This is a genomic window from Streptomyces sp. NBC_00080 (genome assembly GCF_045041255.1).
GTDB lineage: Bacteria > Actinomycetota > Actinomycetes > Streptomycetales > Streptomycetaceae > Streptomyces > Streptomyces coriariae.
On record NZ_CP108235.1, the window covers coordinates 1,706,374 to 1,719,702 of the forward strand.

The 13,329-nt window shown below is 71.3% G+C and carries 14 protein-coding genes; 4 read left to right on the forward strand and 10 right to left on the reverse strand.

Annotated features, from left to right (window positions below; genetic code table 11):
- Positions 1 to 270: 270 nt before the first annotated feature.
- From OHU34_RS07625 to OHU34_RS07655, 7 genes are all read right to left on the reverse strand, one after another.
- Positions 271 to 1,062, reverse strand: coding sequence for an ABC transporter ATP-binding protein (locus OHU34_RS07625; protein ID WP_020129465.1), 792 nt, complete (start codon positions 1,060 to 1,062; stop codon positions 271 to 273).
- Entirely contained in the window at positions 1,055 to 1,984 is a 930-nt protein-coding gene (locus OHU34_RS07630; RefSeq protein WP_142267105.1) for an ABC transporter permease, read from the reverse strand. Before OHU34_RS07630 ends, OHU34_RS07625 begins: the two co-directional genes overlap by 8 nt.
- A 100-nt stretch (positions 1,985 to 2,084) precedes the next feature.
- On the reverse strand, positions 2,085 to 2,969 hold the full coding sequence (locus OHU34_RS07635; protein WP_020129463.1) for a glycosyltransferase family 2 protein: 885 nt from the start codon (positions 2,967 to 2,969) through the stop codon (positions 2,085 to 2,087).
- Positions 2,966 to 3,745 carry a CDP-alcohol phosphatidyltransferase family protein gene (locus OHU34_RS07640; protein ID WP_142267104.1) on the reverse strand — a complete coding sequence of 260 codons (780 nt, stop codon included), beginning with the start codon at positions 3,743 to 3,745 and terminating at the stop codon, positions 2,966 to 2,968. The genes OHU34_RS07635 and OHU34_RS07640 overlap by 4 nt, the downstream gene beginning before the upstream one ends.
- Positions 3,723 to 4,784, reverse strand: coding sequence for an iron-containing alcohol dehydrogenase family protein (locus OHU34_RS07645; RefSeq protein WP_020129461.1), 1,062 nt, complete (start codon positions 4,782 to 4,784; stop codon positions 3,723 to 3,725). The genes OHU34_RS07640 and OHU34_RS07645 overlap by 23 nt, the downstream gene beginning before the upstream one ends.
- Positions 4,772 to 5,524 (reverse strand): sugar phosphate nucleotidyltransferase, encoded by a 753-nt coding sequence (locus tag OHU34_RS07650; protein WP_054241363.1) that lies wholly within the window; start codon positions 5,522 to 5,524, stop codon positions 4,772 to 4,774. The genes OHU34_RS07645 and OHU34_RS07650 overlap by 13 nt, the downstream gene beginning before the upstream one ends.
- Positions 5,521 to 7,359 carry a DUF5941 domain-containing protein gene (locus OHU34_RS07655; protein ID WP_405765491.1) on the reverse strand — a complete coding sequence of 613 codons (1,839 nt, stop codon included), beginning with the start codon at positions 7,357 to 7,359 and terminating at the stop codon, positions 5,521 to 5,523. Before OHU34_RS07655 ends, OHU34_RS07650 begins: the two co-directional genes overlap by 4 nt.
- 667 nt (positions 7,360 to 8,026) lie before the next feature.
- On the opposite strand from OHU34_RS07655, the gene OHU34_RS07660 reads away from it, so the two are divergent.
- Both OHU34_RS07660 and idi read left to right on the forward strand, forming a co-directional pair.
- A complete protein-coding gene (locus tag OHU34_RS07660; protein WP_142267101.1) occupies positions 8,027 to 8,968 on the forward strand; it encodes a cation diffusion facilitator family transporter in 942 nt (313 codons plus the stop codon).
- 187 nt (positions 8,969 to 9,155) lie between these two features.
- Positions 9,156 to 9,749: an isopentenyl-diphosphate Delta-isomerase gene (gene idi / locus OHU34_RS07665; protein WP_405765494.1), complete on the forward strand. Its 594-nt coding sequence runs from the start codon at positions 9,156 to 9,158 to the stop codon at positions 9,747 to 9,749.
- A 3-nt stretch (positions 9,750 to 9,752) separates the two neighbouring features.
- Here the strand turns inward: idi and OHU34_RS07670 are convergent, their stop codons facing one another.
- Positions 9,753 to 10,271, reverse strand: coding sequence for an ATP-binding protein (locus OHU34_RS07670; protein ID WP_142268172.1), 519 nt, complete (start codon positions 10,269 to 10,271; stop codon positions 9,753 to 9,755).
- A 329-nt stretch (positions 10,272 to 10,600) separates the two neighbouring features.
- On the opposite strand from OHU34_RS07670, the gene OHU34_RS07675 reads away from it, so the two are divergent.
- Entirely contained in the window at positions 10,601 to 11,350 is a 750-nt protein-coding gene (locus OHU34_RS07675) for an enoyl-CoA hydratase/isomerase family protein (protein ID WP_142267099.1), read from the forward strand.
- On the opposite strand, the gene OHU34_RS07680 is transcribed toward OHU34_RS07675, so the two are convergent.
- Together OHU34_RS07680 and OHU34_RS07685 are read right to left on the reverse strand one after the other, a co-directional pair.
- Entirely contained in the window at positions 11,337 to 11,972 is a 636-nt protein-coding gene (locus OHU34_RS07680; RefSeq protein WP_142267098.1) for a DJ-1/PfpI family protein, read from the reverse strand. The two genes, OHU34_RS07675 and OHU34_RS07680, sit on opposite strands and share 14 nt — an antisense overlap.
- A 26-nt stretch (positions 11,973 to 11,998) precedes the next feature.
- On the reverse strand, positions 11,999 to 12,970 hold the full coding sequence (locus OHU34_RS07685; protein WP_405765497.1) for a GlxA family transcriptional regulator: 972 nt from the start codon (positions 12,968 to 12,970) through the stop codon (positions 11,999 to 12,001).
- 166 nt (positions 12,971 to 13,136) lie between these two features.
- Here OHU34_RS07685 and OHU34_RS07690 point away from each other — a divergent pair, with 166 nt between their 5' ends.
- Positions 13,137 to 13,268, forward strand: coding sequence for an LPFR motif small protein (locus OHU34_RS07690; protein WP_020129452.1), 132 nt, complete (start codon positions 13,137 to 13,139; stop codon positions 13,266 to 13,268).
- Positions 13,269 to 13,329: the final 61 nt, after the last annotated feature.

Genomic DNA, 13,329 nt, shown 5'->3' on the forward strand with positions numbered 1-13,329 from the left:
CGACCTAATACACACTATTTCGGACACGCCGCCGAGCCGCCCGCGCAGCGCCTCCGACGGCGGGCACTGCGCGATTTCGCCCCACTTGGCGCGATTCGGGGGCCGGTCCAGCTTACGTTGTACAACGCGGCGCGGTTCGCGGGGGTGTCCGGGACATCACAACAACACACCGATTGGCGTCAAGATTCCTAGGCTGACCCGGAGTTGACGTTTCCTTTGCAGACGCAGGGCCCCACCGGACAGTTCCGGCGGGGCCCTGGCCGAATCGCGCTACTTGCCCGAGAACTTCTCGTATTCCCTCATGACCTCTTCGGTCGGGCCGTCCAGCCGTAGTTCGCCGCGTTCCAGCCACAGCACGCGGTCACAGGTGTCCCTGATCGACTTGTTGCTGTGGCTCACCAGGAACACCGTGCCGGCGTGCTCGCGCAGCTCCCGGATGCGCTCCTCGGAGCGCCCCCGGAACTTCGCGTCGCCGGTGGCCAGGGCCTCGTCGATCATCAGGACGTCGTGGTCCTTGGCGGCGGCGATGGAGAAGCGCAGCCGGGCCTGCATGCCGGAGGAGTAGGTGCGCATCGGCAGGGTGATGAAGTCGCCCTTCTCGTTGATGCCGGAGAAGTCGACGATCTCCTGGTAGCGCTCCTTGATCTGCTCGCGGGACATACCCATGGCGAGCCCGCCGAGGGTGACGTTGCGCTCGCCGGTGAGGTCGTTCATCAAGGCCGCGTTGACGCCGAGCAGCGAGGGCTGGCCGTCGGTGTAGACCTTGCCGCTCTCCGGCGGCAGCAGACCGGCGATGGCGCGCAGCAGCGTGGACTTGCCGGAGCCGTTGGAGCCGATCAGGCCGACGGCCTCGCCGCGGTGGGCGACGAAGGAGACACCGCGCACGGCGTGCACCTTGCGCACCCCGCGTTCCTCGCCCTCGCGGCGGCCGCGCTTGACGATGCGGCTGAGCGCCGCGGTGGCGCTGCCCTTGCCGGACTTGGCGCCGTTGACGCGGTAGACGATGTGGACCTCGTCGGCGATGACGGTCGGGATCCGTTGTCCCGCGAGCGGCTCAACCACGGCCGTACCTCTCCTCCGCCTGCCAGAAGTACACGAAGCCGCCGACGGCGACGAGGAGGGCCCAGCCGCCCGCGACCGCCCAGACGTGCGCGGGAAGGTTCTCGGCGCCGTACTCCTCGATGAGCGCGAAGCGCATCAGGTCCATGTAGATGGCGGCCGGGTTCCACTGCAGGATGTTGGCCACCCACTGCGGCTTGTCCGCGAGGAAGACGGGGATGGAGAACATCACGCCGGACGCGTACATCCACGTCCGCATCACGAACGGCATCAGCTGCGCCAGGTCCGGGGTCTTCGCACCGGCCCGGGCGAAGATCAGCGCCAGACCGGAGTTGAAGCAGAACTGGAGGGCGAGCACCGGGACGATCAGCGTCCAGGAGGCGTCCGGGTAGCTGCCGAAGCCGATCACGACCAGGAACAGCACCAGCATCGAGTACAGCAACTGCTGAAGCTGCTGCAGGGCGAACGAGATCGGCAGTGAGGCGCGCGGGAAGTGCAGGGCGCGGACCAGGCCGAGGTTGCCCGAGATCGCCCGGACGCCGGTCATCACCGAGCTCTGCGTGAAGGTGAACACGAAGACGCCCGTGACGAGGAAGGGGATGTACACCTCCTTCGACATGCCCCGGCCGGCGTTGAGGAGCAGGCCGAAGATCATGAAGTACACGGCCGCGTTCAGCAGCGGCGTGGCCACCTGCCACAGCTGGCCGAGTTTGGCCTGGCTGTACTGGGAGGCCAGTTTCGCCCGGGAGAACGCCATGATGAAGTGCCGGCGCCCCCAGAGCTGCCGGACGTACTCCCGCAGCGCAGGCCGGGCGCCGCTCACGGCCAGCCCGTACTTGGCGGCCAGCTGTGCCGCCGTGAGGCCCTCGTCGGGCGACGGAGGCGCAGTCACCGCGACTCCGACGTCATGCGTTGTCTCACTCACAGGTAGGAAACTTTCGTCTTCGGGATGCGCAGCCTTGACGAGGCCGGCATGAGCCGGGGGGCCCGCGGTACGGCCCGGGGTGCCCTCAGGGACGAGCTTGTCAGATCACCGGGGGCCGGCCCAGTCGGGTCAGCCGCCACACCGTACGCCACTTCATGGGCCTACGAGGTCCGCACGGAGTGCTCCAGCCTTCCCGGAAACCGCCGAACCACGCCTTCAGCGCGGACCCCGAGGGGCGGCGCGCCAGGGTGAGCAGCAGCCAGACCCCGAGATAGACGGGGACCAGCGGAGCGGGAAGGTTGCGCCGGGCCAGCCAGACCCGGTTGCGGGCGACCATGCGGTGGTACACCGCGTGCCGCGAGGGCGCGGTCGTCGGGTGGTACAGCACCATGTCGGACCGGTAGTCGATCATCCAGCCCGCGTCGAGGGCCCGCCATGCAAGGTCGGTCTCCTCGTGGGCGTAGAAGAACTCGTCCGGGAGTCCGCCCACCTCCGCGAAGACCTTCGTGCGCACGGCGTTGGCGCCCCCGAGGAACGTGGTGACCCGGGAGGAGCGCATCGGGTCCGAGGCGCGCAGCCGGGGTACGTGGCGGCGCTGGGTGACACCGGTCTCCGGGTCGGCGATCCGGAAGCTGACGATGCCCAGCTTCGGATCGGCGTCGAAGGCCCGGCGGCACAGCTCGGCCGTGTCATGGTGGGCCAGGAGACCGTCGTCGTCCAGGAACAGCAGGACGTCGACGTCCCGGCCGCTGGGTCCGAAGGCCTCGATGCCGACGTTGCGGCCGCCGGGGATACCGAGGTTCTCGGGCAGCTCGATCGTCCTGACGCCCTCGGGGACGTCCGGGACGGGCGAGCCGTTGCCGACCACGACCACCTCGACCCGGTCGCCGTCCTGCTTGGCGATCGAGTCCAGCAGTGCTCTCAGCTCGTCGGGGCGGTTGCCCATGGTGATGACGACCGCGCCGACCTTCCCGGGCGCGCTCACTTCAGCCTGCTCGACGCGAGGATGGACACCAGGTGCAGCAGGGTCTGGAGCAGCGCGATGCCGGCCAGCACGGCCACGCCGAGCCGGGAGAAGAACAGGTCGTCGCGCACCTGGTCGACGACCGCCAGCACCAGGATCAGCAGGGACGCCTCGATGCCGAGGATCAGCCGGTGGAACTGGAGCGCCGAGGCGGCCCGGCGGGCCAGCGCCATCCCGGAGGAGCGCGGTTCGGACGCCGACTCCTTGACCGGCGGCAGACCGCCCTGGTGCCGGGCGACGCCGACGAGGTCGGTCTCCGCCTTGATCAGGATCGCGCCGAGCGCGGCCAGCGTGCCGAGGAAGGCCCAGAGCCAGTCGATGCGTCCGGCGCCCCACGGGTCGGCGGCACGCAGGCCGAAGCCGACCAGCACGGCGGCGTCGGTGAGATACGCCCCGACCCGGTCCAGGTAGACCCCGCCCAGCGAGTACTGCTTCTTCCAGCGGGCGATCTCGCCGTCGACGCAGTCCAGCAGCAGGTACATCTGGACGCACACCACGCCGAGCACGGCGCCCGTGATCCCCGGCACCAGCAGGGCCGGGGCGGCGAGCACGCCGAAGACGGTCATCAGGTACGTGAGCTGGTTGGGCGTGACCCTGGTGTTGACCAGGTAGCGGTCGACCCGCAGGGACACCTCACGCATGTAGAGGCGTCCCATCCAGTGCTCACCGCTGCGCCGGTCCTTCACCCCCGGAGGGTGGACGACCGGTCTGAGTTCAGCTACCGATGGCCTTGACATAGTCGGCGTAGATGTCCTTGATCTGTTCGGTCTTGAGGTCGAGGTGTTCGAGAATCGTGAAGCGGCCGGGCCGGGTCTCGGGGGCGAACTCCACGGCACGGACGAACTCGTCCACCGTGAAGCCGATCTCCTGCGGCAGGACCGGAAGTCCGTGCCGTCGCAGCACCTGGGCCATGTAGGCCGACTCCTCGTGGGCTCCACGCAGGTACATCGCGAAGGCCGCGCCGAGGCCGCACTGCTCGCCGTGGGCGGCCGCCCGCTTGGGGAAGAGCAGGTCGAAGGCGTGGTTGATCTCGTGGCACGCGCCGGAGGACGGGCGGGAGTCACCCGACACCGACATCGCGACACCGCTGAGCACCAGCGCCTCGGCCAGCACCTGGAGGAAGTCGGTGTCGCCGATGCCGCCCGGGTGGCGCAGCACCGCCTCGCCGGCCTGCCGGGCGATCGCGGCGGCGAGGCCGTCGATCTTCTCGCCCTTGATCCGGTTGGCGAGCTCCCAGTCCGCGATGGCGGAGATGTTGGAGACGGCGTCACCGATACCGGCCCGCACATAGCGGACCGGGGCCTCGCGGATGACGTCCAGGTCGATCACGACGGCGATCGGGTTCGGCACACCGTAGGAGCCGCGCCCCGCGTCGTTGTCGAGGGTGGCGACCGGCGAGCACAGACCGTCGTGCGCGAGGTTCGTCGGCACGGCGACCAGCGGGAGGCCCACGCGTGCCGCGGCGAACTTGGCACAGTCGATGATCTTGCCGCCGCCCAGGCCGACGACCGCGTCGAAGTGGCCGGCCTTTATGTCGGTGGCCAGCTGGACGGCGTCGTCGAGCGTCCCGCCGCCGACCTCGTACCAGGTGGCGCCGGGCAGGGCCGGGGTGAGGCGCTCGCGCAGCCGGGCGCCCGAGCCGCCGCTGACGGCGATCGCGAGCTTGCCCGAGTGCGAGATGCGCTCGTCGGCGAGGACCCCGACCAGGTCGTCGAGGGCACCCGGGCGGATGTCCACGACGACCGGTGAGGGGATCAGCCGGGTCAGTACTGGCACGCGATCTCCCGTCCACGGGCGAGATCGTCGTGGTTGTCGATCTCGACCCACGCGACGTCGCCGATCGGTGCCACGTCGATGCGGAAGCCGCCGTCGACGAGCTCCTGGTAGCCGTGCTCGTAGAACTGCTGCGGGTCGCTCTCCCACACGGTCTTGAGCGCCTCGGCCAGTGCCGGTGCCGCGTCGCCCTCGATGAGGGTGACACCGATGTACTCGCCGGTGGCATCCGCCGGGTCCATCAGCTTGGTGATCCGCTGGACGCCCAGGTCGGGGTCGACGACGACCTTCATCTCCTCGTCGGCGAGGGACTTCACCGTGTCGAGCGCGAGGATGATCTGCCTGCCCTCACCGCGGGCGGCGAGCAGCGTGTGCTCGACGGACACCGGGTGGACGGTGTCGCCGTTGGCGAGGATGACCCCGTCCTTGAGGGCGTCACGGCCGCACCACAGGGAGTAGGCGTTGTTCCACTCCTCGGCCTTGTCGTTGTCGATGAGGGTGAGCTTGAGGCCGTACTTGGCCTCCAGCGCCGCCTTGCGCTCGTAGACGGCCTCCTTGCGGTAGCCGACGATGACCGCGACCTCGGTCAGACCGATCTCGGCGAAGTTGCCGAGCGTCAGGTCCAGGACCGTGGGCTCGCCCTCTATGCCCGCGGGCCCCACCGGCACCAGCGCCTTGGGCAGGCTGTCGGTGTAGGGGCGCAGACGCCGTCCGGCGCCGGCCGCCAGCACGAGGCCGATCATGCGGGTTCTCCTTCATCGTGTACGGACGGGGCGCCTGCCCGGTGGGCGGCGACCCAGAAGCGGATGCTCTCGAGGAGCACCACGAGGGCGACGACCACGGCGAGGACCGTGAGCGCGACCGTGAACTGCGAGGCGGTGAGCAGCACGGCCAGCACGACGACGAGCAGCGTGCGCCCGTCCTGCCCCCCGATGGCGCGCACCAGCCAGGCCGGCGGCGCTCCGGCGTTGCCGCGGATGCGGTACACCGTGTCGTAGTGATGGTAGGCGACGGCGGCGACCAGCCCGAAAGCCGCGGGAAGCGCTCCGTTCACATCGGCCTTGGCCGCGAGGACGAGGACGGTGCAGTACTCCCCGGCCCGGAAGAGCGGCGGGACCAGCCAGTCGAGGGCCCCCTTGAGGGGACGCAGGAGGGCGTCGGCGGAGAGCAGGACGTACAGGACCGCGGCCAGGAGGAGCGAGAAGCCCGGCCCGTCGAGCGAGGCCGCGAGGACCAGCAGGAGGACGCCGGCGACCGCGCTGAGCGGGGCCGGGATGCGGATGCCGACGGGGAGCGTGCGGACCAGGAGCTCGGTGAGCGGGCCGCTGTCGGCGAGGTCCGCCAGTGCCTGCGCCGCCCGGTCCGTGCGCCTGGCCTTGCGGGTCAGCGAGCGAAGGACCCGGCCCGCCGTGGTGTAGGTCGCCGCGAACGCGCAGCCGACGAGCAGCGTGTAGAAGGTGATGCGGGGGGTGGTGGCAGCGGTGAGAACGGCGATCATGGCCCATCGTTCACCGATGGGCAGGACTATCATCCGCCGCACCCAGACCGTCCAGCCGACGCTGTCGAGCTTGTCGGACAGGGCCGCGGTGGGGCTGGTGTTGGCGGTGGCGTCGTGGTTGGCCTCGTTGAAGGAGAAGTCCACGACGTGCCGGCAGGTCTGGAGGACCATCGCGCCCAGTGCCAGGGCCCACACGTCGTCGCCGCCCCGGGCCGCGCCGAGCGCGAGACCCGCGTAGTAGGCGTATTCCTTGGCGCGGTCGAAGGTGGCGTCGAGCCAGGCGCCGAGCGTGGAGTACTGCAAGGAGTAGCGGGCGAGCTGGCCGTCGGTGCAGTCGAGGACGAAGGACGCGATCAGCAGCACGCCGGCCGCGACGAACCCGCCCCGGGTGCCGGTGGCCGCGCAGGCCGCCGCGATCAGCGCGGTGATCAGCGAGGCGGTGGTGACCTGGTTGGGGGTGAGGCCGCGGCGGGCGCACCAGCGGGCGATGTAGCGCGAGTACGGGCTGATGCAGTACGTGGTGAAGAAGCCGTCGCGCGCCTTCACGGCCGACTTCAGGCGGACGGCCTCGTCGTCGACGGCGGCGACGGCCTGCCGGGCCTCGTTGCGGGCCTGCGGGTCGGCCGGGACCTCCGCGACCAGACTGCCCAGTTCGGGGCGGTGCACGTCGGCGCCGTCGGCGTCGAGGGCGGCGACCACCCGGTCCGCGAGGCTGTCGACGTCCTCCACGCTCGACCTCGCCGACGCGAGGGCACCGCCGTGGGCGGTGCCGGCGCTCGCCGAGTTCTCCCTGGCCATCGCGCGGGTCAGGGCCTGCCGGCCGGCCGGCTGCGCGGTCACCGCGCCCGGGATCGCGCCGAGCGGGAAGCGGGGGTCGGTCAGGCCGAGGCGCAGCGCGTGCTCGTGACCCACGAAGCGGGCGTCCACGACGGCGACGCGCTGGTCACCGGGGACGGCGGCGAGGAGGGCCTCGGCGTCACCGGCGTCGGAGGCGGTCCGGACGTCGAAGCCGAGGGACCGCAGATCGCCCTCGATCGACGATCCGGGGACCGGCGAGCCGGTGAGGATGGCGGTCGACAACCGAACTCACTCCCTGGGTCCGGCGCGTTCACGCCGGTCATGTACACGATGGAGGCGCCCCTGGGACGCACCGGCGACTTCACCAGTGGCCGCACCAGGCGGGCGGCATGTCGGCAGAGGCTATCGGATGCCGGGAACGCCGTGTTCACCGCCCGTTCAGGCAGATCGACGCAGTCCGGCAGCAGGCTTGAACTCGGCTTGAACCGGCCTTTGCCGAGATCATCATCGGTGATCGGCGGCCCGGGCGACAAACCGCGCCCCCAAGAGCCGACATCCAGGACATTGTCCACCGGGCCGGGGCGCCCGTACCGGTCGGGACGGGACCTTCCGACATGACACGGCTCATCCCCGCCGGAACGGATACACCGCAGACTTCGGGGCATCGGGGGCACAGGCCGTATCTCGCACGGGCGCCAGGACGGGGGTCACGACCGGGCCGCGGGGGCGCGTCGGCGTCCCGGGCGCTTTCCCGCCGCGCCACCGGGCCGACAGCCGCACCCCGCCGGGCAGCAGGTGAGGGCGCCCTGACCTGCACTTCGTTTCCGCAGGTCAGGGCACATGACAACGGTGTTCAGTGCCGCGTTGCCGGATACCCCCCACCCGTAGTTCACTGTGATCGCGGGGCAGAACGCGACGGCCCACGACGGACCACAGAAGGGCTGCTTCCATGGGGGCTGGGCACGACCACGGCCATACGCACACCCACGTGCCGGCCACCGGCACGGCCGCGGCGGCGTACCGGGGCAGGCTGCGCGTCGCCCTGTCGATCACGCTCGGCGTCATGGTCGTCGAGATCGTCGGCGGGGTGCTCGCGGACTCCCTCGCACTGGTCGCGGACGCCGCGCACATGGCGACGGACGCGCTGGGCCTGGGCATGGCGCTGCTCGCCATCCATTTCGCGGCCCGGCCGCCGAGCGCGAACCGCACCTTCGGACTGGCCCGCGCCGAGATCCTCGCCGCCCTCGCCAACTGTCTGCTGCTGCTCGGCGTGGGCGGCTACGTCCTGTACGAGGCGGTCCAGCGGTTCTTCACTCCCGCCACCACCGAGGGCGGGCTGATGATCTGGTTCGGCGGGATCGGCCTGGTCGCGAACATGATCTCGATGTCGCTGCTGATCCGCGGCCAGTCGGAGAGCCTGAACGTGCGCGGGGCGTTCCTGGAGGTGGCGGCGGACGCGCTGGGGTCAGTGGCGGTGCTGATCTCGGCGGTGGTGATCCTGACCACCGGCTGGCAGACCGCCGACCCGATCGCCTCGCTCGTCATCGGCCTGATGATCGTGCCACGCACCCTGAAGCTGCTGCGCGAGACGCTCGACGTACTGCTGGAGTCGGCTCCCAAGGACGTCGACATGGCGGAGGTGCGGTCCCACATACTCGCCCTGGACGGGGTGGAGGACGTCCACGATCTGCACGCGTGGACCATCACCTCCGGGATGCCGGTGCTGTCGGCGCACGTGGTGGTGCGCTCGGACGTTCTGAACGCGATCGGCCACGAGAAGATGCTGCACGAGCTCCAGGGCTGCCTGGGCCACCACTTCGACGTGGAGCACTGCACCTTCCAGCTGGAGCCGAGCGGGCACGCGGAACACGAGGCGCGACTCTGTCACTGAGCGTGCGCCGGCCGTCCATGCCGCGTGATCCGCACAGGTGTTCCGGACGGTTCCCCGCTCCCGGTGCGGGCAAGATCACCTACCGGGCCCCTTGCCGCGCGGGACATGCGCGCTTTCGCGTGAAGTGCCGGGAGTGCCGGACGCGTACGGCAGACTGGGGACGCGAGGACCGATGCTAAGGATGGGTATGCCGATCACACCTGCCACCGCGACACAGACGTCGTCGAACGGCACCGCGGACGCGATCTTGCTGGAGCTGGTCGACGAGAACGGCGTCACGATCGGCACCGCGGAGAAGCTGGCCGCCCATCAGCCGCCGGGGCAGCTGCACCGCGCCTTCTCCGTGTTCCTCTTCGACGAGCGGGGCCGGCTGCTGCTCCAGCAGCGGGCGCTCGGCAAGTACCACTCCCCCGGTGTGTGGTCCAACACCTGCTGCGGTCACCCCTACCCGGGTGAGGCGCCGTTCGCGGCGGCCGCGCGGCGCACCTTCGAGGAGCTCGGCGTCTCCCCGTCGCTGCTCGCCGAGGCGGGCACGGTCCGCTACAACCACCCGGACCCGGAGTCGGGTCTGGTCGAGCAGGAGTACAACCACCTGTTCGTGGGGCTGGTGCAGTCCCCACTGCGGCCGGACGCGGAGGAGGTCGGCGCCACGGCCTTCGTGACGCCCGCCGAGCTGACGGAGCGGCACGCCGGAGACCCGTTCTCGTCCTGGTTCATGACCGTGCTGGACGCGGCACGCCCGGCGGTCAGAGAACTGACGGGGCCCTCGGCCGGCTGGTGACCCTCAGGGCACCCGCACGGGCTTGAGCGGCAGGGCGGCCCAGATCACCTTGCCGCCGCCCGCGGTGTGCTCGACGTCGCAGACCCCGCCCGCCTCCAGGGTGATCTCCCGCACCAGCAGCAGTCCCCGGCCGCCCGTGCGGCCGTGGTCGGCCTCCAGGGCGGTCGGACGGTAGGGATGGTTGTCCTCCACCGACACCCGCACCCACTCGGCCCCGACCGCCACCTCCACGGCGAGCACCGGCGACAGCACCGCCGCGTGCCGGACGGCGTTGGTCACCAGTTCGGAGACGATCAGCAGGAGGCCCTGGGCCAGGTCGTCGGAGACCGGCACCCCCTGGCGGTACAGCAGGTCCCGCACGGCGTGTCGCGCCTGCGGGACCGAGGCGTCCACGGCGGGCGCGGTGAAGCGCCAGACGCCTTCGTAGGGCAGCGGCCGGAGCACGGCTTCCGCAGAGGATTCGGAAGGGTCCCCCGGGGCGCCCTCTGGGCGTGGGTCGGGCCCGCGCCCTTGATCGTCCATCGTCCGGTCGCCACCCTCGCGCTCGATTGTCACCACACGTGAAGTGTTGGTGCCGAGGCCCTCCCCTCCTGATGACTGAACAGAAGTCAGCAGTTATCGAACGTTTCCGACCGGCCCCGGATGACGGAGTCGACCGCGGGACCGTTTTCTGTCCTCTCCGCGCCGACTTCGCGCACTCTTCGGGTTGTACGGGTTCGGCGGCGCCGCTCCTCCCCTTTGGCCGTCATTGGTTCCCTTTGGTCGGCTCTGGTTCCCTTTGCCGCCGGTGTCGTGCCTCTCACATCGGCCCTTCCGATCATGCGGACGAGCTGGTGGTTAGCATCCGGAGCATGGAGCCCGATCTGCTGCACGGCGTCACCGACGCGGTCGCCACCGTCGTCCTGCACCACCCGGCGAAGCGCAACGCCATGACAGCCGCGATGTGGGCGGCGCTGCCCCCGTTGCTCGACACCCTGGCCGCCGACCCGGCGGTGCGGGCGCTGGTGCTGACCGGCGCGGGCGGCACGTTCTGCGCCGGGGCCGACATCTCCACGCTCCGGGAGTCGCCGGAGGAGGCGCAGGAGCTGGCGGTGCGTGCCGAGGAGGCCCTGGCGGCGTTCCCGAAGCCGACCCTGGCGGCGGTCCGGGGGCACTGCGTCGGCGGTGGCGCCCAGCTCGCCGCAGCCTGCGACCTGCGGTTCGCCGAGGAGGGCGCGCAGTTCGGGGTGACACCGGCGAAGCTCGGGATCGTCTACCCGTCCACCGCCACCCGGCGCCTGGTGTCCCTGGTCGGCCCGGCCACCGCCAAGTACCTGCTGTTCTCCGGCGAGTTGATCGACACCGAGCGGGCGCTGCGCACGGGTCTGGTCGACGAGGTGCTGCCCGTCGACGGACTCGCGGAACGGGTCGCGGAGTTCACCCGCGTGCTGGTGTCCCGCTCGCAGCTGACGCAGGCCGCCGCCAAGGAGTTCGCGAACGGCCGCGGGGACCGGGACGCCCACTGGAGCGCCCAGGCGCGCGGCAGCGGCGACACCGCGGAGGGCGTCGCCGCGTTCCTGGAGCGCAGGGATCCGCGCTTCACCTGGACTACGTCAGGATGAAGCGGCTGCGGGCCCGCAGCTTCTCCACGAGGTGGGCGGGTGCCTTGTGCGGGGCGCCGGCGTCGTAGGGCGGCTGCGGGTCGTACTCCGTGCCCAGCTGGACGGACCGGGCATGGTCGTCGCCCGCGATCCGGCCGAGGAGGGCGAGCCCCATGTCGATGCCGGACGAGACGCCGGCCGCGGTGACGTACTTGCCGTCGAAGACGACGCGTTCGCCGGTCGGCTCGACACCGAACTCCGCGAGCCGGTCCAGGGCCAGCCAGTGGGAGGTGGCGCGGCGGCCTTCGAGCAGACCGGCGGCCGCGAGCAGCAGGGAGCCGGAGCACACGGACGTCGTCCAGGTGCTGGTGGCGTCGGCGGTCCGGAGCCAGTCGAGCAGGGGCTCGTGCTCCATCAGCGCGCTCTGGCCGGGCCCCCCGGAGACGATCACGACGTCGGGGGCGGGGACCTCGGACAGCGCCCGGTCGGCGGTGACGGCCAGGAAGCCGGTCTCCGTACGGACCGGCCCGCTCTCCTCGGCCACGAAGACGATCTCGGCGCCCGGGGCGCGGGAGAGCATCTCGTACGGGCCCACGACGTCGAGGGCGGTGAAGCGGTCGTAGACGACGACGGCGATCTGCATGGGTTCCTCTCATCGGGCTGACGGCTTCAGTGGACGGGTGCGGGACGGAACCGGCGGCGGTACTCCGCCGGGGGCGTCCCGAGCGCCTTGACGAAGGCGCGCCGCATGGCCTCGGGGGTGCCGTAGCCGCTGGCGCGGGAGATCGCCTCGACGCCGTCGGCCGTGTCCTCCAGCAGACGGCGGGCGTGCTCCAGGCGGACCCGGTCGACATAGCGGCCGGGCGTCATGCCGGTCTCGTCACGGAAGGCGCGGGCGAAGTGGCGCGGGGAGAGCAGGGCGCGGGCGGCGAGCGACTCGACGCTCAGGTCGGCGGCGGGATGCTCGGTGATCCAGTGCTGGACCTCCCGCAGGGGCGCGCGCTCGGCCGTCTGGGCGGCCAACTGCGCGCTGAACTGGGCCTGGTTCCCGGGTCGGCGCAGAAAGACGACCAGGTGCCGGGCGACGGTCAGGGCCGCGTCACGGTCGAGGTCCTCCTCGACCAGGGCGAGGGCCAGGTCGATGCCGGAGGTGACGCCGGCCGAGGTGTGGACGTGCCCGTCCCGGACGTAGATCGGGTCGGGGTCGACCCGCACGGCCGGGTGGTCGCGGGCGAGCCGGTCGCAGTACGCCCAGTGGGTCGTCGCCCGGCGGCCGTCCAGCAGACCCGCGGCGGCGAGCAGGGTCGCGCCGGTGCAGACCGAGACGAGGCGCTCCGCGCGCGGGGCGTGCACGCGCAGCCAGTCCGTCAGCGGCGCGGCGTCCGGGCGGCGGGTGCCCCGGCCGCCGGGGACCAGCAGCGTGTGCGGGGCGCACGCGCGCGTGAGGGCCTCGTCCGGTACGAGGGTCAGCCCGCTGGAGGTGCGCACGGGAGCGCCGTCCAGGGAGGCCGTACGGATCCGGTAGGTGCCCGGGGTGTGCCGCTCGGCGCCCGCGAAGACCTCCAGGGGGCCGGTCACGTCGAGACTCTGGACTCCGTCGAAGAGCACGATGAGAACGGTGGGAACGGTTCGCTGCGGCATGGGGACGATTCTTCGCGGGCGGGGCGCGGGGCGGCAATGACGGGTTCCCCACCTTTCCTGCCACGACCCGCCGGCATGGCCCGACGATCTCGAGGTACCCGGTCCTTGTCGGCCGGAGCCGCCGGACGACGAAGAACGCCAGACGAGAAACGTAAAGGGGAAGCTCGTGTTCCGTGCGATCGCAGACGTCCTGCGCCAGATCGGTGGCGCCGTCGCCACTGTGGTGACCCTGCCTTTCCGGGCGCTGGCCCGGCTCTTCGGCGGTGCGTCGGGCTCCACCAGGAGCCGCAGGGCCTGATGGCCGCGCCCTGATCCCCGAGTGTCGGTGTCACCTGCCACAATTGCCGCGCAACCTCAGT

Excerpts from the sequence above, each read along its gene's own strand:
- OHU34_RS07650 (WP_054241363.1), bottom strand. The coding sequence starts at position 5,524 with ATGATCGGCCTCGTGCTGGCGGCCGGCGCCGGACGGCGTCTGCGCCCC.
- OHU34_RS07670 (WP_142268172.1), bottom strand. The coding sequence starts at position 10,271 with ATGGACGATCAAGGGCGCGGGCCCGACCCACGCCCAGAGGGCGCCCCG.
- idi (WP_405765494.1), top strand. The coding sequence starts at position 9,156 with ATGCCGATCACACCTGCCACCGCGACACAGACGTCGTCGAACGGCACC.
- OHU34_RS07680 (WP_142267098.1), bottom strand. The coding sequence starts at position 11,972 with ATGCAGATCGCCGTCGTCGTCTACGACCGCTTCACCGCCCTCGACGTC.
- OHU34_RS07685 (WP_405765497.1), bottom strand. The coding sequence starts at position 12,970 with ATGCCGCAGCGAACCGTTCCCACCGTTCTCATCGTGCTCTTCGACGGA.
- OHU34_RS07640 (WP_142267104.1), bottom strand. The coding sequence starts at position 3,745 with ATGTCAAGGCCATCGGTAGCTGAACTCAGACCGGTCGTCCACCCTCCG.
- OHU34_RS07675 (WP_142267099.1), top strand. The coding sequence starts at position 10,601 with ATGGAGCCCGATCTGCTGCACGGCGTCACCGACGCGGTCGCCACCGTC.
- OHU34_RS07660 (WP_142267101.1), top strand. The coding sequence starts at position 8,027 with ATGGGGGCTGGGCACGACCACGGCCATACGCACACCCACGTGCCGGCC.